Origin of the sequence: Streptomyces sp. BE303 (genome assembly GCF_036290945.1) — a bacterium.
Lineage (GTDB): Bacteria > Actinomycetota > Actinomycetes > Streptomycetales > Streptomycetaceae > Kitasatospora.
Window position 1 is genome coordinate 1 of sequence record NZ_JAQYWZ010000901.1, and the last position, 20856, is coordinate 20856.

Consider the following 20856-nt stretch of genomic DNA (forward strand, 5'->3'; position numbering starts at 1 on the left):
CGTAGCGGCGCCGACCACCGCCCTGCGGGCGGGTCGGCGCCGCCGGCACCACCAACTGGAACAACTCCCACAACTCGTCCGGCACCAGACGCTCCACGATCGTCACCGGACCAGCCTACAAGCCCAAATGAGACGTCTTCTCAGTGGAAGGCGTCGGAGAGGCGGGTGAAGGTCCGGCCGGTGGCGAGGAGGGTGGGGAGGGCGGTGGCGAGGCCGCGGGCGGTGCCGGCGGTGGGGTGGTTCATGTGGGCGATGACGATGGCGCCGGGCGGGGCGTCGAGGAGTTCGCGGTGGACCTGGATGGCGGTGAGGGTGGCTCCGCCGTCCGCGTTGGTGGTGAAGCCCGCGACGGGCTGGGCGAGGTCGGCGGCGATGCGGGTGGCGACGTCGTCGTAGTGGGCGGTGCCCGCGCGGAAGTAGCGGGGTGGCCGGCCGAGCAGCGCGGTGAGCTTTTCGAGGTTCCCGGAGATCTCGTCGTAGACCTCGCCCGCGTCGCCGGTGCCGAGGATGCCGTAGGCGGAGCGGCCGGTGACGGACAGGGGGCGGTGGGCGGTGCCGTGGTTGGCGATCTCGAAGAGGGGGTCGGCGGCGAGGTCCTCGAAGGCCGCCGGGTTGGCGTCGATCCAGCGGGCGTTGAGGAAGAGGGTGGCGGGGACGTCGTGGGTGCGGAGGGCCTCGATCAGCCCGGCGTCGTAGCCGGAGCCGCCGGGTCCGCCGCAGGCGTCGAAGGTGAGGGCGATGGCGCGCTCGCCGTCGGGGAGCGCGCTCAGGACGCCGGGGACGTCGAGGCCCCAGTCGGTGGGAGCGGCCTCGGCGTAGCGGGTGGTGACGGTGGTGCGGGTGGGGAGCGGGACGGGGATGGCCGCCGGGGCGGAGGCGGCTGCCGCGGTGGGGGTGGGCGTGGGCGTCTCTGCGGGCGCGGATGTGGGCGCGGGGGTGGGCGTGGGTGAGGCGGTCGGTGGAGGGGTGGGAGGGCCGGGCGGGGTCGGCGGACGCGCGGTGGAGGGCCGGCACGCGGCCAGCGCGCTGCCGGCCGCGACCGCCAGGAGGGTCCGCCGGCTGAGTGACATGGGGAGCCTCCCGGGCTGTCTGATGTTCAGATGATCCACGTCCCATGAAGAGACTGATCGTCAGTCCGCGCAACCCGGGCGACCTTCACGGGGCTGCCGCGTGAACGTGAGGTCCGGCTCACCCGTGGTTCACCGGGGCGGGCGGGAGCGCGGGTAGGAGGCGGAAAACGTCCCGGGCGAGTCGGAGGATCTGATGGCGGACGATGTGCACGGCGAGAAGGGGTTACTGGGCCGGCGCGGGCTGCTCGCGGCCGGGGCGGCCGGCGCGGCCGGGGCACTCGGTGCGGCGGGTGCCGGCGCCGCCCGCGCGGAGGAGGGAACGCCCGGAGCTGCGGACCGGACGATCACGCTCACCGGACGGCTGCCGACCGGAGCCCCCGACTTCGTCTACCTGCCGTTCGACGTGCCGGCGGGGGTCCGGGAGGTCGCCGTCACCTACCGGTACGACAAGCCGACCGTTCCAGCCGGCACTCCGGGGAACTCCTGCGACATCGGGCTCTTCGACGAGCGCGGCACGGACCTCGGCGGGCGCGGCTTCCGCGGCTGGTCGGGCGGGTTCCGGACGGAGTTCTCGGTGAGCCGCGAGCAGGCGACCCCCGGCTACCTGCCGGGACCGGTCCGGCCCGGGCGCTGGCACGTCGTGCTCGGCCCGTACCAGGTGGCACCCCAGGGGCTGGAGTACCGGGTCGACGTGACCCTCCGCTCCGGGGCCCCGGGGGGCGTCTTCACCCCCTCGTACCCGCCGGAGCGGGCGCGGGGGCGCGGGCGCGCCTGGTACCGGGGCGACTGCCACCTGCACACCGTGCACTCCGACGGACGGCGGCTGCCCGCCGAGGTGGCGGCCGGTGCCCGGGCCGCCGGGCTGGACTTCCTCGTCTCCACCGACCACAACACCACCTCCGCCCACGGTGTCTGGGGTCCGCTCGCCGGGCCGGACCTGCTGATCATGCTCGGCGAGGAGGTCACCACCAGGAACGGCCACTGGCTGGCCCTGGGTCTGCAACCGGGCCAGTTCGTCGACTGGCGGTACCGCTCCCGCGACGAGGCGTTCCCCCGCTTCGCCCGGCAGGTGCGGCGGCAGGGCGGCCTCGTGGTGCCGGCGCACCCGTTCTGCCCGTACGTCGCCTGCCAGTGGAAGTTCGGGTACGAGGACGCCGACGCCGTCGAGGTGTGGAACGGCCCGTGGACGTACGACGACGAGTCGGCGGTGGACGGCTGGGACGCCCGGCTGGCGGTGGCGCTGCGGCAGGGCCGGTCCTGGCTTCCCGCGGTCGGCAACAGCGACGCGCACAGCGCGCCGCAGGTGATCGGCTCGCCCCACACGGTCGTCCTGGCCGAGGACCTGACCCGGGACGACGTCCTCGACGGGATCCGGTCCGGGCGCAGCTGGCTGGCCGAATCGGCAACCGTCCAGTTGGAGTTCACCGCCACGGGGAACGGCCGGCAGGCGGGCATCGGCGAGGAGCTGACCGTCCCGGCGGACGCGCCGGTGGACGTCCGGCTCGCGGTCGCGGGAGTGCCGAACGGCACGGTGCGGTTCCTGACCGACGAGGGCCAGCTGCACCAGGAGTCGTTGCCGGCCGACGGCGCGGGCACGGTGGTCTGGCGGACGACGGCCTCGCTGGCGGCGTTCGTCCGGGCGGAGGTCCGGCGCCCCAGGGCCGACGGGACCCCGGGGAAGGGCAATTCCATGGGGCCGGACCTGCCGTGGGGCCCGATGGCGGCGCTGACCAACCCGATCGTCCTTCAGGTGGCGGAGTAGCGCGAAGGGCCCCGGAGGCGAGGTCCGGAAGGGCAGGCGTGAGGAGCGCGGGGAGGACCGGCGGGAGGTATCGGGAGGGGGAGGACTCGGGGCCGCGCGGTGGACTAGGTTGATCTCCGACAGCAGTCACTCGTGGGGACGAGGCGGTCGGCTGTCCGCTTTGCCGGGTTCGGCCCGCCTGTGTTCCGCGTCGGGCCGGCCCGCGCGCTCCGGCCGTCCCGCCCCGGCTCCCCGTCCTTCCCCGCCCGTGAAGGGATCAGCAGCTGTGAACCGTACGACCGTAGGTGGGCCCGAGCTCGGAGGCGGACGGGGAGCGGGCAGCGTGGTCGTCCTCTCCGACCCGGCCGCCGGGGCCGGGATCGGTGCGGTCGCCCCGCTGGTCGCGGACGCGCTGTACCCGAGCGTCCACCTGCGCGCGGAGGACTTCCAGCGGGCGGTCCGGCAGGGGTACGTCGCGCCGCACCTGCCGGAGGCCCGGCGGCAGAACGTGACCGCACTCGCGGCGGCCGCGCAGGCCGCCTTCGCCTTCGCCTCGGGCGGCTACCAGGTGGTGGTGGAGGGCTCGGTCGCGCCGACGGCGCTGGACTCCTTCCGCCGGGAGAGCCGGGCGACGGGGGCGGCGCTGCACTACGTGGTGCTGAACGGGGGCGCGAGCGCGCACCGGAGCGAGGGTGGCAGGGGGACGGCGGAGGAGACGGCCGGAGCCGTGCTGGCCGGCCTGCGGCGGGGGGCCTACCTCCTCGGGTGGTGACCCCTCGGGGTCCCCGGGGTCCCCGCGGGGCGGGTGACCGCCCCGCGTCGCCCGGCGTCGGTCGGCGACCAGAACGGCCGCCGGCCCCGTCCGGCGCTCCCGGGACGACGGGAGCGCCGGACGGGGCCGGTGCGGTGTGGCGTCAGGCGGCCGAGGGCGGGGTCGGGCCGCCGGCCGGAGTGCCCTCGGGGTCGCGGCGACGGGTTCCGACCAGACCGATGGCGCCGCCGAGGAACAGCAGCGCCCCCGAAGTGGTGAGCAGGGTGTCGGTGACGCCGCTCGCGCCGGTGGCGGCGAGCGAGCCGCCCGGGGCGGGGGCCGGAGCGGGTGCGGCCACGGCCACCGGGCCCGGGGTGTCGGCGCCGGCACCGGGCACCGGGGCGGCGACGGTGGTGGCCGGCGGGACCGCCGGGGGGACGGCCGAGCCGGGTACCGGGGCCGCGGACGTCGGGCTCGCGGACGTCGGGCTCGCGGACGTCGGACTCGCGCTCGGCGTGCCGGACGGGGACCCGCCGGACGTGGGCGTCGAGGTCGCCGTGGGCGTCGGCGTCGGCGTCGGCGTCACGGTGGCGGTCGGGGTCGGGCAGACCGACCGTCCGGCGGCCGGTGAATTCGACGCCGAACCGGACGCCGAACCGGACGGGACGGCCAGCGGCGGGATCGACGGCAGGGGGATGCGGCAGGGGCCGCCCACGTCCCCGGGTACCGAGTCCGTGTGGTACCCGGCGACCACGCGCGTGAAGTCGTACGCCGCCTGCTTCACACCGCTGCAGGTCGGACCGGCGGGGGCGTCGGCCGGGCAGGGCCGGTCACGGTTGACCGCCCAGAGACCGAGGCGGGCCAGGTGGTGGGTGGCGGCGAACTCCCGGACGGTGCGGAGGCCGGCCACCGTGAGCTGCTCCCCCTGCTGGTCGGTGCGGCCGTTCATCGCGACCAGGCCGACGTGTCGCCAGGCCTGGTCGTCCGCCCACCCGTACGCGGTGGCCACGGCGCGCTGGAGGCCGGTGACGGACTGCCGGACCACGGCGGGCAGGTCACTCTCCCGACCGGCGAAGTCGAACGGCAGCGCGGTCCAGCCGTCCACCACCAGACCGGACTTGGCGGCGAGCGCGATCAGGTCGGTGCCGTCCGCGTCGGGGCCCTTCTGCTCGGTCTGGAAGGTGACGTAGACGAGCAGGCCGGGGTTCTTCGCCTTGAGCATCCGCAGCGCCTCGACGATCCGCCGCCGCACCGCCGGGTCGGTCAGCTCGGTGGACTCCACGTCGATGTCGACCGCCTTGAGCGGCGCGTAGGCGTCGACCACCTTCTGGTAGGCGGCGGCGAGTTCGGCGGCGGTGCCGCAGCGTTCGCCCAGCTTCGCGCCGTCCCAGCCGCCGAACGCGGCGAGCACCTCGCCGCCGGCGGCGCGGATGCGCTTGATCGCGGCCTCGTCGGAGCCGCCGGTGAGCGGTCGGGAGCCGTCCCAGCGCGGCTCGCAGCCGGAACCTCCGGCGAGCACGTAGGAGAGGGCGAACTGGCGCAGACCGGTGGCCTTCATGACCGCGACCGGGTCCGGCGCGTCGCCCCAACCGAGGTAGGCGTGGGCGGCGTTGAGGCCGACCGGGTCGGTGGCGGTGGCCGCGGCGGGCGCGTCGCGCGGCGCGAGGATCAGCGCGCTGCCGGCGGCGAGGGCCGTCGCGGCTAACGTGATCCGCCGGCGGCGGCTGAGCCGGTGTCTGGCCATCGGGACTCTCCTGGGCTCGGACGGGCACGGACGGCCGGAGCTCTCCATCGCCGGGAACGGCCCGGTCGGCGGGCCCGAGGACCGGCGGCCCGGTGTCCGCCCTCCCACAAGGGGGAACACCGGGCCGCCGCAGGGGCCCGACACCCGCCGGGGCGCGGGAGCCGGGAGTTCGGCCGCTCAGCAGTGACTACGGACGGTCCGTCACACCCGGTTCATCCGCCGGCGGACCGGTCGGGACGGGCGGGAGCAGACCTGACGGTCCCCCGGGCGGGGCAGCAGTCCCGCGCAAGGGACTGCTGCCCCGCCGGAGCGGTGGCTACCGGTGCCCGCACGGGGGGAACGAGCTCCGGTGGCGGTGCCGCCACTGTGATCAACGGGCGGCGGGGGCCGGACGGTTCACCGGCCTCCGCCCGACTTCTCCGCCGAACTGCCCGGAGGGGCCGCACGGAGGAACCGCACGGGTCCGGAGAGGACCGCAGGGAACCGGCCGACGCCCACACAGGCCGGAGCCGGTCCCACCCGGCGGGACGGGTCAACGGCGCGACGGGTCAGCCGGCCGTCGCCATGCCGTGCGCCTCCAGGATCGGCCGCAGGGCGCGGACGGCGTAGAAGTTGCGGGACTTGACCGTCCCGACCGGCACCCCCAGCACCACCGCCGCCTCGGCCATCGAGCGGCCCCTCATGTGCAGCTCGACGAGCACGTCCCGGTGGTGGGGCTGGAGCTCGGCCATGGCGACCGCGATGTCCCGGGCGGCGAGCACCTCGTCGTACGGGTCGTGGGCGCCGGCGTGCTCCTCGGGCGCCTCGTCGGCGACCTCCTGGGCCCGGGCGGCCTGCATCCGGTAGTGGTCGATGGCGATCCGGCGGGCCACGGTGAACAGCCAGGGGCGGCTGTGCTCGGGGCCTCGGTGGATGGCGGCCGGGTTCTGCCAGGCGCGCAGCAGGGCCTCCTGCACGATGTCCTCGGCCTTGCCGCGGTCGCCGCTGGTGACGCGGAGCATCGCGCGCAGCAGGTAGCCGCCGTGCAGGCGGAAGAGCTCGGCCAGGGTGTCCTGGTCCAGGGTGGGCCGGGCGGCCGGCGGCACGGTCACCGGGGCGACGGCCTTCCCGGCCCCGGCCGTCGGTTCGGCCGCCGGCACGGTGGTCGCGTCCGCCGTCGGCCCGCCGTCCGTCGCCCCCTCGGGCGCGGGCAGGTCAGGGCTGCGCCGGGCGGGCTCCGACCCTCTCCGCTCGCCCCCCAGGGTGTTCTCCGGGCTCGGCGACCCGGAGTCCTGGATGGTCGTTCCGTCGTGGGCGGTAGCGTCGATGGCCACGGCTGTTGGGTCCCTTACCACATTCGTCGGTGCATCGGTCGATCGCTCGACCGCTGACTCGGTGCGCCGGGTGTACCGCTCCCTTCGGACCGCTCCCCCCGGCGGTGCCACGCTCGCAGCCGTCGCCAACGACGGGCCAACGTCACGCCAATGCCACCGGCACCGGGCCGTTGGCCCGGCGTTGGCGGCCGTCGGCGATCACCCCGCGCGCCAGCCCCGTCGGCGCCCCGCACGCACCGCGGCGGCGGCCAGGCCGACCAGCGCGGCCCCGCCGAGGATCGCGCCGGCCAGCGCCGAAGCCCGCCGGACGGCCGAGCGGTCGGCGGGCGGAGGGACGACGACCGGGTCCGTCGGTGAGAGCGGAGCGTGTGCGGCGGCCGGGGCGACGGTGACGGCCGTCACCGGGTCCACCACCCCCCAGCCGACGACCGGATCGGGCACTGCGGAGCCGGGCCGGTAGGCGGTCTCCCGCAGCCGGTCGGCGAGCTGCTCGACGGTCAGCTCGGGCGACCGGCCGAGCACCAGCGCCGCCGCCCCGGCGACCAGGGCCGCGGCGTAACTCGGACCCGAGGCGGTGAAGTGGCCCCCGCCCGGGCCGGCGGCCTGCACGGCCTCGCCCGGCGCCGCCAGGTCCACCCGCGAGGCCCGCCCGGCGGGAGCTCCGGCGGCCCCGGACGCGGCGGCACCGCCACCGGAGGCCCCTCCGCCCGCGGCCCCGACGGGCACGGATCCGTCAGGGGCGAGGCCCGCCACCGCGAGCACGCCGGGGTAGCCGGCCGGGTACACCGGCGCGGCGGCCGTCTGCCCGTCCGGCCCGGCGGGCGCGACCAGCAGCACGCCCTTGGCGGCGGCGTAACCGACCGCCTCGGCCAGCGCCGGCGCGGGTTCCGCCACCGGCGCCGCGACGACGGCGATCCGGGCGCCGCCGTCGACCGCCGCGCGGATGCCCTTGGCGAGCAGGTCGGACGTGGTGCTGCCGGCGTCGTCGGTGGCGGCCACGGCCAGCACGGTCGCCCCGGGGGCGAGTCCGGACGGTCCGCCGTCGGGCATCCGGCGGCCGGCGACCAGGCCCGCGAGGAACGTGCCGTGGCCGACACAGTCCTGGCCCGAGTCGCCCGACCCGTACTGCCGGGGGCCGAGCTTCAGACGCCCGGCCAGTGCACCGGACGCCGACCCCGCCGAGGCGTCCACCCCCGAGCCGATCACGGCCACCGTCACGCCGGCGCCCCGGCTGAGCGGCCACACGGCGTCGGACCGCAGGTACGCCTGGGCCCACCCGGGCCGGTCCAGGGTCCGGGTGGAGGGCTTGCGGCAGCCGTTCTGCTTGACGTCGGGCAGCGTCTGCGCCACCCCGGGCAGCTCCGCCGCGCCCGGCGACGCCCCGGGGGCCGCGGGCGCCGACGCCGCGCCCGGTGCAACGGGCACGCCGGGTGCGACGGGGACCGCGGGAGCGGCGGGCACGGCGGCCGTCGGCCCCGCCCCGGGCGCCGCCGGCAGGACGGCCGGCACGGCAGCCACCGCCGCAGGCCCGGCCGCCACCGACGGGGCGACCGCGGCGAGCAGGGTGAGACCGCACACCGCGACGGTCGCCCGCCCGGCCCGGCTGGCCCGTCCGCTCACACCGTGCTGCCGAGGCGGTCCGCCGCGATGTCGCCGGGCAGCAGCAGGCTGAGCTCGGAGAGGTCGGCGACGTCCAGTCGGCTGAGCCGGCCCGCCTGGCGGGTGATCATGCCCTCCAGGGTCTGCCGGGCGAAGCGACCGTTGCCGAAGGTCCGGTCGCGCGGCACCGAGGCGAACAGTCGCCCGAGCGCCTCCAGCGTCTCCGGCGCGCAGCTGTACCCGGCCGACTCGGCATGGTTCGTCACGATGGTGACCAGCTCGTCGTCCGTGTAGTGGCCGAAGTCGATCTGGCGCGAGAACCGGGACGCCAGGCCGGGGTTGGAGGAGAGGAAGTGCCGCATCTCGTCGTCGTAGCCGGCCACGATCACCACCACCTCGTCCCGGTGGTCCTCCATGAGCTTCATCAGGGTGTCCACCGCCTCCTGCCCGAAGTCGCCGCCGCCCCCGTGCCGGGGCGTCAGGGTGTACGCCTCGTCGACGAAGAGGACTCCGCCGCGCGCCCGCTCGAAGGCCTCCTTGGTGAGCTGCGCGGTGTGGCCGACGTAGCGGCCGACCAGGTCGGCGCGTGCGGTCTCGATCAGCTGCCCCTTGGGCAGCACGCCGAGTTCGGCCAGCAGCCGCCCGTAGAGGCGGGCGACGGTGGTCTTGCCGGTGCCGGGCGGCCCGGCGAAGACCAGGTGGTGGCTGATGGTCGCGGTCGGCAGCCCGGCCTCCTCCCGGCGGCGGGCCTGACGGAGCAGGTTGACCAGGTCCTCGACCTGCTCCTTGGCCGCCGGCAGCCCGACCAGGGCGGCCAGTTCGGCGAGCGGCTCGGTGCCGTCGGCCGCCGACACGGGGGCCGCGAGCTCGACGCCGACGTCCTCGGGGACGAGCAGCGCGAGGTCCTCGTCGCTGATCTCGGGCTGGGCGGCGAGACGGGTGGCCTGCCGGTCGACCATCTCCTCGAAGACCTTGCGGGCCGCCCGCCCGTTGCCGAAGTCCGCGCCGCGCGGCATCTGTTCGAAGAGGAGCGCCAGAGCCTCGACGCTGCCGTCGGCGAGCTCGTAGCCGTGGGCCCCGGCGGCCTTCTCCACGATGGTGACCAGCTCGTCCACCTCGTAGTTGGCGAACTCGACGGTCCGGCTGAACCGGGAGGCGAGGCCGGGGTTGCTGGCCATGAAGTCGGTCATCTCGGCCGAGTAGCCGGCCACGATGACCACGATGTCGTCGCGGTGGTCCTCCATCAGCTTGACCAGGGCGTCGATCGCCTCCCGGCCGAAGTCCGGCCCACTGCCGCCGGAGCCCGCCGAGAGCGTGTACGCCTCGTCGATGAAGAGCACCCCGCCGAGCGCCGACTGGAACACCTCGGTGGTCTTGAGCGCGGTGCCGCCGATGATCGACGCGACCAGGTCGGCCCGGGCCACCTCGGTCAGGTGCCCGCTGCGCAGCACGCCCAGCTCGGCGAGGATGGCGCCGTAGAGCCGGGCGACGGTCGTCTTGCCGGTGCCGGGCGGGCCCGCGAAGACCAGGTGGCGGCTCATCGGGAGGCTCGGCATGCCGGCCAGCTCCCGGCGCCGGGCCAGCTTGTTGAGGTTGACCAGGGTGGCCACCTGCTCCTTGACGCCCGCCAGGCCGACCAGTGACTCCAGCACCTCCAGCGGACCGGGCGCGACGACCGGACCCGCCTCACCGGCGGGCCGGCCCCCCGCCTCGGCCGCGGACGCCCCGCCGGGGTCGGCGCTCTCCGCGCCGGTGGCGGGCCGGGCGGTGGCCGCGGTCGCGGTGCCGTGCGCGTCGGGCAGGCCGTTCTCCTCGCTGGCCAGCTGTTCGACGGCGAGCCGCTCGCTCGGCGCGGTCTGCCGCAGGCCGGAGCCCCGGTTGCGGGCCAGCGTGCAGCCGGTCAGCCGGACCGCCTCGGCGGAGTCGAGGCGCACTCCGTCGCCGATGTTCTCCACCGCGTCGACCTGGGTCAGCACGGCTCGCGCCCCGGCCCCGATCCGCACGCCGTGCCGGCGGTTGCCGTGGGTGCGGACCCGGGTGCAGGTCAGCTCGCCACCGTCCTCGACCGCGAGGCCGTCGTCCCCGGACGCGGACGTCTCGCAGTCCCGCAGCGCGGCCCGGCCGACCTTGCCGACCAGGACGCCCGCCCCCTTGGCCCCGCGCACCACCGCGTTGCCGACGAAGGTGTCGGCGCCGTCGGCGATCCGCAGCCCGGACCGGCCTGCGTCCACCACCTCGACGCCCTCCAGCCGGCCCCGGCCGTCCCGGACCACCTCGACGCCGTCGGCGCCCGCGCCGGTGACGGTCAGGTGGCGCAGCCTGGGGTTGGCGCCGTCGGTGATCGACACACCGGCGCCGGTGGCGTCCCGGACCTCCAGCCGGTCGATGTCGGCGGTGCTGCCCCCGGTCAGTTCGACGCCCACCGCGCCGCAGTCCTTGACGACGGTGCGGGTCAGGACCGGGCCGGCGGACTCGCCCACCCAGATGCCGGTGCCCTCGGCGCCGTCCACCTCGCAGTCCTCGAAGACGCCGCGCGAACGGGCGGTGACGTGGATGCCGTGGCCCGCCGTACGGGTGGCCCGGCAGCGGCGCAGCTCGGGATCGGTACCGCCGGCGAGCGCGATGCCGTGGCCGGAGGTGCCGGTGACCGTGCAGTCCTCCAGCAGGACGCGCGCCTCGGAGCTGATGTACACGCCGATGGTGGTGTCGTGGACGGTGGTGCGCAGCAGTCGCGTGGTGGAGCGCTCCTCCAGCGCGACGGCGGGCTTGTCGGTGACGGAGATCTCGCAGTCCTCCAGGGTGCCGCGGGCCTCGCCGTTCGCGCAGACGCCGTTGCCGCGCGCGTCGCGCAGGACGCAGTTGCGCAGCAGCGGGTTGGCCCGTTCGCCGATCACCACGGCCGACGTCCCGAGGTGCTCGATGACGCAGTCCTCGATCACGCTGGTGCCGGTGGACGTCTCGACGATGCCGGCGCCGGCCGGGTTGGTGACCCGGCAGTCGCGCATCGCGAGCGAGCCCTGCTGGCGGGTGAGCACCGCGGTCCAGGAGCTGCCCACCACCTCGCAGTCGGACAGCGCCGCCTGCCCGCGCGGCACGTCGACCGCGGGCAGCTCCTCGTCCTGCCCCTGCACGATCAGGCCGGTGAGCTGGACGGCCTCGGCCACCACCTGGACGACGCACCCTCGCCGGGCGGTGATCCGGACGCTGCCGCGCGGCTCCTCGGCGGTGATGGTGACCATCTTGGTGATGACGAGGTTCTCCTCGTAGCGGCCGGGGCGCACGGAGATCACCGCCCCGTTGCGGGCCGCCGCGAGCGCGTCGCCGATCGTGCGGTACGGGCCGCCGCGCTGCTCCGGGCACACCGTCAGCACATGGCGCGACATGGCCTTCATCTCCTGGGGTTCTTCGCCGTATAGCGGTCGTCGTGGTGCGGTGGTGGTGCTGCGGTCGTCGTGGTGCGGTGGTGGTGCTGCGGTGGGTCGTGGGGCGGTGGGTCGAGCTCCGGCGGGCAGGCGGGCGCGGTGCCCGGGGTGGCGGTGTCAGGCGGCCGTGCAGTCGGCACTCACGGCGGACGCGGCGATGTGCGCCTTGTCGTTCCAGTCGATGCCGCGCGAGTGCAGCTTCACGGCGATCTTCCCGCCGCTCACCGCGAACGTCCCCCCGGTGACCCAACTTCCCCGGTTGGTCCTCTGGTTGACCGGGAAGTCGCCGATCGTGCCGCCCGAGGCGTTCTGGACGGTGTAGTACGCAGGCGCGGCGCCGACCGCCTTGACGTCCGAGTTGTTCGGCACGTAGACGGCGATCTTGCAACTGCCATTGGTCACCGGCGCCGTGGAGAACGTCCAGAGCACCCAGTTGTCGGTGTCGTCCTTGGCCTCCGCGCCGGACATCGGCATCGACACGTACTTGCCGTTGCAGCCCGAACCGGTGTACCCGCCGGCCGAGTTGTTCAGCCAGCCCTTGGTGTCCTGCTCGTACCAGCCGTGCTGGGCGTAGGTGGCGGAGGAGGTGGAGCACCCGGTGCCGCCCACGGCCTTGTAGGTCGCCTTCGCCGCGGCGGGCGGCTGGGCCGGGACCGGGGGCACGGGCTGCTGGGTCGCGGGCGGCGGCGCGGGCTGCTGGGCCACGGGCGGCTGCCCGGCCGGCGGTGGCGCGGGCTGCTGCGCGGCGGGCGGCTGCCCGGCGGCGGGGGGCGCGGGCTGCTGCCCCGCGGGCGGCTGGCCCTGGGCGGGCTGCGAGCCCGAACCGCCACCGCTCCCCTGCTGCTGCGTCCCACCGCCTCCCGGCGCCTTGGCCACCGGGGCGGAACCGTTGGAGGGCCGGGTGTTCTGCGGGTTCGGGGCCGCGCCGGGGACGGCGGCGGTCACCGGCTGGCCGGCCGGCACGCCGTCGATGACGGGCGTCTCGGGGGCGCCCGGGGTCGGTCCCTGGACGGGCGCCGCCTCGGTGGGCGCCGCGGTCGGGTCGCCGGTGACGAGCGGGTCGACGGGTGCGGGCGGCACCGGGGCGTCGTCGATCTGCGGACCGTCGACGAGCTGGAGGTCGGGCTGGTTCACCCCGAGGTCGTCGCCCCGCCCGCCGTGGCCGTCCCGGCGGTCGGCGCCGTCGGTGATCAGGAACGGCAGGCCCATCAGCACGACCCCCGCCGTGGCGGCGGCGACCAGTGCGGGCCGCTTGAACCTGGCGCGCCGCCCGGGAAGAGCGCCGTCGGGCGCGCCGCCCTCCGGCTCGGGAGCGACGGGCTCCAGCGCTCCCGGCTCCTCCGGGAAGCTGCCGGAGGAGCCGGGGTCCGGAGCGGGCACGGCCGCCGGCGTCGGCGACGCCTCCGGCGTGGGCGGCCCGTACTGCGGCACCGCGGGAGGCGCCGCCGCCGCCACGGCGGCAGCCCCGGCGGCAGCGGACGCGGCGCCCGCGCCCGCTCCGGAGGAGGGCGAGGGACCGGAGGAGGGCACCGGTCCCGCCGACGGGGCCGTGGTTGCCCCGTCGCCCTCCTCCTCCATCTCCCAGGCCACCGACGGCAGCTGTATGCCCGTCGTTCCGTTCCCGCCCGTGCTCGTCCCCACCGCAGCTCCTCGGCTCCGCATGCAGTCCCTGTCGGTGGGACCACCCGGCCGACAGGACCTCGGGTGCTCCCACTCCCTCTCTACGGCCGGGCACCGCCGGGCGGTTCACCCGCCGCCCCGCCGTTGTTGTACATCTGTGTCAGGGCGGTGAAGATGCTGTCCTCCAGGGTCTCCTGGGGAGCGGGTTCCTCGATCCGCGGCGGCCCGCCGGCCTCGTGCGGCGGCAACGGCGGCAACGGCGGCAACGGCAGCGACTCGACCACCGGGGGCGTCTCGTTCCCCAGCGGCACGTTCGAGCCCTGCTGGTAGAACCGGGGCGGCTGGACCTCCACCCACGAGTCCTCCGACTGCTCGCTCCGGGAATCCAGCAGGTCCGAATCGACCGACGCGTTGTCCGAGTCGTCCCCCAACCGCGCACCCGCGTGCTGGTAGAAGTCCTCCTCACCCTCGTACAACCGTGCCGTCCGCCACGAGGCGCCCGACGCGTCGCGCTCGTGCGGCAGGTCCGGCAGGTCCGAATCGACCGACGCGTTGTCCGAGTCGTCCCCCAACCGCGCACCCGCGTGCTGGTAGAAGGTCGCGGCGTCGACCGGCCAGAGCGGGGCCGTCACCATCGAGTCGCCCGACTCCGTGCGCTCGTGCTGTGGCCCCTCCGACCGCTCGATCGGCGACGACGAACCCGACGTCAGCGAATCCGACGTCAGCGAGTCGTCCGACTCGTCGTGCCGCGAACTCGCCGTCGGCACGGTCGGGCGCCGACGCGGGTCGTCCGGGGACGGCACCGGCCGCGGCACGAACGCACCGGCGTCCAGCAGCGGAACCTCCCGGTTCTCCGGCGACCGCTCCTCCTGCGGCCGGTTCTCCTGCGAGCGGCTCTCCTGCGGCCGGTTCTCCTGCGAGCGGCTCTCCGACAGGCCCGGCACGATCAGGCCGGCGTCCTGCTCCTCGTCCAGCGTGTCGCGCCGCACGGACGGCTTCGGCGCCTGCTCCTCGTCCGACTCGTCGTCCCGCCGTCGCGTCAGCGGTACGTTCGAGCCCTGGCCCGGACCCGACCCGTTCAACGACAGCGGACCGCCCGGGACCTCCCGCACGTCCTCCGTCTGCTCGTCCGCCCGATTGCCGGCCTGGTCGTCGACCTGATCGTCCGCGTGGTCGTCGGCCCGGTTGTCGGCCTGCTCGTCCGCCCGGTTGTCCGCACGGCCATCGGCCTGGTCGTCCGCCCGGTTGCCGGCCTGCTCGTCCGCGTGGTCGTCCGCCTGGTCGTCCGCCTGGTCGTCGACCTGATCGTCCGCCCGGTTGTCCGCGTGGCCATCGGCCTGATCGTCCGCGTGGTCTTCCGCCCCGTCCTCCTGCGAAGGACGCCGCACCTGCGGAACGTTCGGCAAGGATCCGCCCGACAGGGCGCCCGATGCCTCCTCCGACTGCCGGATCACCCCGTCCTCCGCGTCCGGCGTCTCCGGTCCGATCCGGAAGGAGCGGACGGCGCCCGCGGGTTCGCCCGGGGCTGCCGCTCGCGGCACCGGAGACTCCACAGTCCGGATGACCACGTCCACCTCGTACGTCAGTCCCCGGGACAGCGTGCGCAGCCGCCGCTCCAGCGCGTCGGCCTCCCGCTGGGCCCGATTGACCGGTCCGTCCAGGGTGACCTCGACCACCGGCGGCCTGGTGTCCCCCTCCGCCCTCGGAGCGTTCCCCCGGAGGGCGGCCTCCTGGAGGACGGTCGCCCGGAACCGGTCGAGCAGTCGGGACATGGACCTCGTGTCGGCGGCGTCGGCGGTCCACCGGACGTCCGGGACGGTCGGCTCGCGCAGACTCAGGTCCGGCTGCCGCTGCCCGCCCTGCTGCGGTTGCTGCGGCTGTTCCTGCCCCGCCCCCAGGACCTCCCAGTGGCCGTTCGCGGCTCCCGCCGCCAGATCGAGGTCCGCGCCGACGTGCTCGACGAGGTCCTGGAGGCGACGTCGGTCCTGGACCGGCACCGGCCGGCCCGCCATCGCGTCACGCAGGCGGTCGAAGGGAGCCCCGGCCTCCTCGTTCGCGGCGAGGTCGAGCAGCCGGTCGAGGCCGCGCAACCACCGCTCGCCCCTGGGGCCCTCGACGGTGAGCGACTCGGGGAGCAGCCTCCGGGCGATGTGGCCGACGCGCAGGATCCGCTCGTGGTCGGAGGGCGCGCCGACGTCGAGCCCCAGCGCACCCGCCACCGACTTCAGCGCGTCCGGCGGCGCGCCGTGCAGGCGGAGTTCGCCGCTCTGCGCCTCTTCGTGGAAGCGCAGGAAGCCGTTGTGCGGTACCGGCGTCGGCGTGGTGTCACCGGCGGGGATGTCGATCTCGATCGCCATGAGCTCCATGCGGGGCATGGTCAGCTCGCCCTTGTGGTAGATCACCTCCACCTCGGCGAAGCCTCGGTACCGCGCGGTCGGGGTGGAGATCTTGGCGTTGTTGACGATCTGGCCGCCCTCGACCGTCTCGACGTCGGTCCGGCGCTCGTAGGCGGTGTCGACGTAGATGCCGCCACGGAGGCTGGCGTGGCCCATCCCGAAGGTATCGGGGGTGACGACGCCCCCCGTGATGCGGTTGGCCACGCGGAACGCGCGCTGGGCCCGGACGCCGTCGGTGACCGACGACGTGTTGGTCGGGTTGGAGTCGGTCCTGGTGTCGGTCTTGACGAACTCCAGCTCCTTGATCTTCATCCGCACCTCCACCTGGACGTCGCCGGCCAGATCGGTCCGTCCCAGGAGGAGAGTGGAGTTGCCCGGGCCGTCCGTGAGGGTCGGTCGGACGGAGCCCGGGGGCGTGGGAGCGCCTTCCGGTGCGGGGTCCGAGGCGTCGTTCCGGGTGTCCCCCGCCGAGGCGTCCGGGGTGTGCGGGGTGACGAGGCGGCTGGCCAGCGCCACCGGGTCGATCATCCGCTCCACCATGCCCCGGACGCGGTCCCAGTTGTCCGATCCCAGGAACTCCTCGGCGCCGTCCGTCAGCTGCTTCCGCGCGTCCGGGGACATGCCGGCGTCGCGCACCACATCGGTGTCGACCAGCCCGTGCGTCCACACCCTGGGGGGAGGGATCTGGGCGGGCGGGGCCGGGGTGGCCTCGGCGACCGGCCGGTCGTCGTTCAGTCCTCTGCGCAGGGCGGCGCCGCGCGGCGCGGTCGCGGCCACGAAGTCCTTGGTCGGTTCGTTCGGCGGGTTGCCCGGCACGGTCTCCCGGGTCTCCGCGACGTCGATGACCACGTCCATGCCGACCTCGCGCCGGAAGTAGGCCCGCTTGGTGACCATGACGAACCGGCCCTCGGTGCTGACCAGGTCCTTCCACTCGACCGAGAAGTGCAGGTTGGCCTCGCCGGTGAAGACGTTGCCCACGGGCTTCACCTTGGTGGTGTTGCCCGAGCCGGTGCGGTTCGACCACGTCTCGCGCGTGCTGTTGCTGGAGGACGCGGCCAGCGTGTCGCCCGCGTAGAACAGGCCGGTCGAGACGGCCACCCCGGCCCGCAGCTGGTGGCTGGAGCCGCTGCCGCCGCCGGTCGCCCCGTCGGCCGCCGAGTGGGTGTGCTCGACGTTCGTCCCGGTGTTGAACTCGGTGGTCGTGGTGTTCCCCTCGTGGGCCAGCCGCTTGACGGACGCGCCGATCCTGACGGTCACACCGCCGTCGGAGACCACCAGTTCCCGGCCCGACATCATGGCCTTGAGCTGGTCGTGCAGGTTGTTCGGGCTGAGCGCGTCGTACAGCTTGTGGCGGAGGCCGGACCTGCCGAGCCCGTGCAGCCATTCCTGTACGTTGCGCCCGCCGAACTCCCCCGGGTCGTTGCTCCCCCGCAGGACGGCCTTGCCGAAGTCGGTCGGCGCCACCGTGGCCGCCAAGCCGCTGGGCCTGAACACGTTGGTGACGACGTCGGAGGAGCCGAGCACGTGGTCCTGCCAGATGCGGTCCGGAACCGCGCGCACATCGGCCGGTGCCAACGCGCCGTACTGCGGGGTGACGACCTCCGCCGGCATCGTGATCGGGTCGAGCTTCGTCGTGCTGGGGACCAGCCCGCCCGTCCAGCCGCGGATCTCCACCTGGTACTGGACGTCGACGTCGGACACGACGGCGGTCGAGACGTTCTTCGCCCGGTTGACGGCGGTGCCGGAGCTCTGCAGGTTGCCACCGGTCGACGACTCGTGACGGTAGGAGTAGTCGCCCGTCACCGTCAGCCCGGGCCCGCCGCCCTGCTCCTTCTGCGCCCTGCCGGTCAGCCCGAGGACCCCCGTCACCCGGTCCCGGATGTCCCGCATGACGCCGTGCCCCGTCCGGTTCTGGGTCCCGACCTCGAACTCGGCGTCGTTCACGGTGTACTTCGTGACGGGCGCCGCCCTCAATACGGCCCGGACGACCACTTCGGCCGACCAGCCCGGACCGGCGACCGGCACCTTGAGCACCCCGCCCCGGGTGAGCTCGGACAGCTTGGCCTGCATCGCGACCGCGCCGAGATCCGACCGGAGGGTGCGCTCCAGGGAGTCGGAGACGCCCCCGCGCCACTGGAAGCGGTCCTTCAGCGCGTTCCGGACGTCCTGGAACAACCGGTCACCGCCCGGTGTCCCCGGCTCGTTCCTGAACGACACCACGGAGGCGGCACTGAGTTCGTTGCGCGGCAGCGGGCCCGGCCCGCCCGTTGCCGGCGCGTCGGTGCGGGACTTCACGCTGAACTCGGTGTCGATCCCCGCGGAGACTTCACGGGTTCCGAACCCGCCGCCTTCCAGGACCACCGTCAGGTTCATCCTCCCGCCGTGGATCTCCTGCGCCTCCCGGATCTTGCTGTTCGAGTAGAGCTTGTCGTTGACGTCGTCCCGGACACCGCCGCGGACCCTGATCTCCTGGCTGAGCTGTACCTGGCCGGAGGGCATCTCGCTGACCGGGGCGTATCCGACGGCCCCCTGCTTGAGATCGAACTTACTGGTGTACCGCTGCTCGGTCCTGAAGCTGCTGGACTCGTTCTGCCGGCTGAGGTCGGCCTTCTCGCTCGTCCGGAGGAGCTGGGTGTGGGTCAGCGTGGCCTTGACGGTCACCTTGAGACCGCGCTGCGCCAGTGCGGCGACCGCGCCGGCCACCTTGTCCCGGTCGAAGGCGGTCAGCTCGAACTCGTCCCCGCGGCTCATCGCACCGAGCTTGGAGGCCAGCGAGGGCTGGGTGACGATCTGCATCACCTCGGTGCGGATCTGCGGCCAGAGGCTCCCGTACTGCTCCCGGCCGACCCTCTCCAGATCGCTCCGCACCTCGGCGAGCGAACCGATGTCGCGGATGACGGCGGACTCCGGGAGGAGGTACTCGGCCTCCAGGACGGGCCCCCTCTGCTGGTTGGCGAGGAGGTCCGACTGAGGCATCAGCGACCGGAACCCGACCGGCACCTCGATGGTGTCGCCCAGCTTCTCGTCGCCCTTGTGGATCGTCACCTCCAGGTAACCGTCCCCGTCGAGGACCGCGCCGTTCTCCTTGGTCTTGGTCGTGACCGCGGTCTCCAGCGTCCGGCCCGAGACGATGATCCTGTCCTTGCCCCACCGCTTCCCGTAGCTGGCGCCGACGTTCAGAACGTCGGTGCCGAACCGGCCGCCGCCCTGGAGCTGCAGGAACCCGGTCACCACCTTCCGCCGGAGCTTGGTCATGGCCGCGCCGGCGCCGGTGTTGAACTCGGTGTCCTTGGTGGTCGCCACCAGGCGCATCCCGCGGCTGGCGGCCTTCACCTCGGCCCAGACGTCGGTGCCGGGCACCCGGACGATCACCGACTCGCCGTTCGTCAGGCCCTTGAAGTCCTGCTGGAGACGCCGGAAGCCGAACTCGGCCACGAGCCGCTCGGACAGCACGCTCCCGTGGTACGTGAGCGCTTCCTCGGCCCGGGCGAGCCTCGCGCCGGTCTCCGTCTCGCGGCGGGTGCGGTCGGCGCGGGCGGCGTCGTCGAGAGCGGTGTCCCGGTCGGCGGCGTCCTGGTCGGCGGTGCGCTCGCGGACGGTCTGCTCGTGGGTCGCCTTCTCGCGGACGATGCTCTCGCGAAGGGCCTCGACCACACCCACCATGGCCTGTCGGCGGGTCGGCAGGGTGTCCTGCGGCCTGCTCCGGTCCGTCATCTGCACGGAGCCGCCCGCGTCCTCCCGCGCCGTGGTGCGGACGTGGGGCGCGCCGGTCACGTGGACGTCCAGCAGGACGTTGGAGGAATGCAGCCGCTGCTGCCGGAGATGGTCCTGGTCGAGGTCGCCCAGCAGGTTCTTGTTGATGTCGGCCTCGGTGGACGGCCGGGTCTCGCGCTCCGGGATGCCCACTTCGAGCGGCGTCGTCAGGAGGTTCCGGTTCCTCGGATCCAGTCGGGCCGGAGCGATGTCGGTCTCCCGCTTGCCCCTCGGCTGGTACCCCACCTCGACCAGCAGGTTCCCGCGGAAGACCTCGGTGACCTCCGTGGTCTTGGCCCGCGAGAAGAACTTCGAGCTGGTCGTGAGCTCGTCGGAACGCGTCTTGTCGCGGTTCACGCCGAAGGCGTCCAGAGCCACCCGCATGATCTTGAAGAAGTCGCCCCGCCCCTGGAGCCCGAGGCCGCCCGACTTGTTCGCTCCCTTGGTCTCCCCGAGCGTCACCACGCGGTCGCCGCCGCCCTCGTACTCGAACTTCTCCTTCCGGGTGTGGCGCACCAGGTCCGCCACCTCGCCACGGATGGTGACGGTGCCCTGGCGGGCGTCGGTCCCGACCGGGATGTGCAGGACGTCCCCCCTGGACAGGGCCGACACCAGGGAACGCAGGCTCGTGCCGCTGGCGACGCTCTCGGCGAGCGCCCGGGCGAAGGACTCCCGGTTCGGCGTGTCGGCGGGGAGGGCCTCGGCGATCTTCGTACCGAGCTCCCTGACCAGCACGGTGTCCGGCTTGCCGAGGCTGGTCACCATGTGCGAGCCGGCGAGCACCCCGCGGTCGAGGACGAGCTTCGGCACCTGCGGGCCCTGGTCGACGTTGTCGCGGGTCTCCGACGCGACGATCGTGAGACCGTCGTTCAGCGGCGGATGCGGGACGGAGGGCACGTCCCCGACGTCGTCGGCCCGGCGCTTACCCGCGCGCCTCTCCTCGGCCAGCCGCTCCTCCTTCGCCCGCTGCTCGGGCGTCTTCCGCTCGTCCTCCGAATCCTCGGAGTCCTCGTCCCGAACCTCCCGGGTCTCCTCCGTCTCCCGGGTCTCCTCCGTCTGGCGCGACTCCTCGGTCTGGCGCGACTCCTCCGTCTGGTGCGGCTCCTCGGTCTCGTCGGCCCGGCGCTTACCCGCGCGCCTCTCCTCGGCCAGCCGCTCCTCCTTCGCCCGCTGCTCGGGCGTCTTCCGCTGGTCCTCCGAATCCTCGGAGTCCTCGTCCCGAACCTCCCGGGTCTCCTCCGTCTCGCGGGGCTCCTCGCTCTGGCGGGGCTCCTCGCTCTCGTCGGCCCTGCGCTTCCCCGCGACCGCCTCGCGCCGTCCCTGTTCCGCGTCCTCGTCGGCCTCGCGCCGTCCCTGTTCCGCGTCCTCGTCGGCCTCGCGCCGTCCCTGTTCCGCGTCCTCGTCGGCCTCGCGCCGTCCCTGTTCCGCGTCCTCGTCGGCCTCGCGC

At 74.7% G+C, this 20856-nt stretch carries 8 protein-coding genes and 1 pseudogene; 2 read left to right on the forward strand and 7 right to left on the reverse strand.

Annotation, left to right across the window (positions count from 1 at the left end; genetic code table 11):
• Positions 1 to 140 precede the first annotated feature (140 nt).
• Positions 141 to 1070 (reverse strand): polysaccharide deacetylase family protein, encoded by a 930-nt coding sequence (locus tag PUR56_RS35370; protein WP_329951978.1) that lies wholly within the window; start codon positions 1068 to 1070, stop codon positions 141 to 143.
• A 193-nt stretch (positions 1071 to 1263) separates the two neighbouring features.
• On the opposite strand from PUR56_RS35370, the gene PUR56_RS35375 reads away from it, so the two are divergent.
• Complete coding sequence (locus tag PUR56_RS35375) at positions 1264 to 2832, forward strand: CehA/McbA family metallohydrolase (RefSeq protein ID WP_329951979.1); 1569 nt, start codon at positions 1264 to 1266, stop codon at positions 2830 to 2832.
• A 322-nt stretch (positions 2833 to 3154) separates the two neighbouring features.
• Positions 3155 to 3583, forward strand: coding sequence for a hypothetical protein (locus PUR56_RS35380; protein WP_329951980.1), 429 nt, complete (start codon positions 3155 to 3157; stop codon positions 3581 to 3583).
• A gap of 142 nt (positions 3584 to 3725) precedes the next feature.
• On the opposite strand, the gene PUR56_RS35385 is transcribed toward PUR56_RS35380, so the two are convergent.
• From PUR56_RS35385 to PUR56_RS35410, 6 genes and pseudogenes are all read right to left on the reverse strand, one after another.
• Entirely contained in the window at positions 3726 to 5306 is a 1581-nt protein-coding gene (locus PUR56_RS35385; protein ID WP_329951981.1) for a hypothetical protein, read from the reverse strand.
• Positions 5307 to 5854: 548 nt separating this feature from the next.
• The gene (locus tag PUR56_RS35390) at positions 5855 to 6619 is read right to left on the reverse strand and encodes a sigma-70 family RNA polymerase sigma factor (RefSeq protein ID WP_329951982.1); all 765 of its coding nucleotides are present in this window, start codon (positions 6617 to 6619) and stop codon (positions 5855 to 5857) included.
• A 198-nt stretch (positions 6620 to 6817) separates the two neighbouring features.
• The gene (locus PUR56_RS35395; RefSeq protein WP_329951983.1) at positions 6818 to 8239 is read right to left on the reverse strand and encodes a S8 family serine peptidase; all 1422 of its coding nucleotides are present in this window, start codon (positions 8237 to 8239) and stop codon (positions 6818 to 6820) included.
• On the reverse strand, positions 8236 to 11601 hold the full coding sequence (locus tag PUR56_RS35400; RefSeq protein ID WP_329951984.1) for a right-handed parallel beta-helix repeat-containing protein: 3366 nt from the start codon (positions 11599 to 11601) through the stop codon (positions 8236 to 8238). Before PUR56_RS35400 ends, PUR56_RS35395 begins: the two co-directional genes overlap by 4 nt.
• Before the next feature lie 156 nt (positions 11602 to 11757).
• Entirely contained in the window at positions 11758 to 13281 is a 1524-nt protein-coding gene (locus tag PUR56_RS35405) for a hypothetical protein (RefSeq protein ID WP_329951985.1), read from the reverse strand.
• Positions 13282 to 13361: 80 nt separating this feature from the next.
• Positions 13362 to 20856, reverse strand: a pseudogene (locus PUR56_RS35410) (hypothetical protein); the annotation flags it as partial.

Excerpts from the sequence above, each read along its gene's own strand:
- PUR56_RS35370 (WP_329951978.1), bottom strand. The coding sequence starts at position 1,070 with ATGTCACTCAGCCGGCGGACCCTCCTGGCGGTCGCGGCCGGCAGCGCG.
- PUR56_RS35375 (WP_329951979.1), top strand. The coding sequence starts at position 1,264 with ATGGCGGACGATGTGCACGGCGAGAAGGGGTTACTGGGCCGGCGCGGG.
- PUR56_RS35385 (WP_329951981.1), bottom strand. The coding sequence starts at position 5,306 with ATGGCCAGACACCGGCTCAGCCGCCGCCGGCGGATCACGTTAGCCGCG.
- PUR56_RS35400 (WP_329951984.1), bottom strand. The coding sequence starts at position 11,601 with ATGTCGCGCCATGTGCTGACGGTGTGCCCGGAGCAGCGCGGCGGCCCG.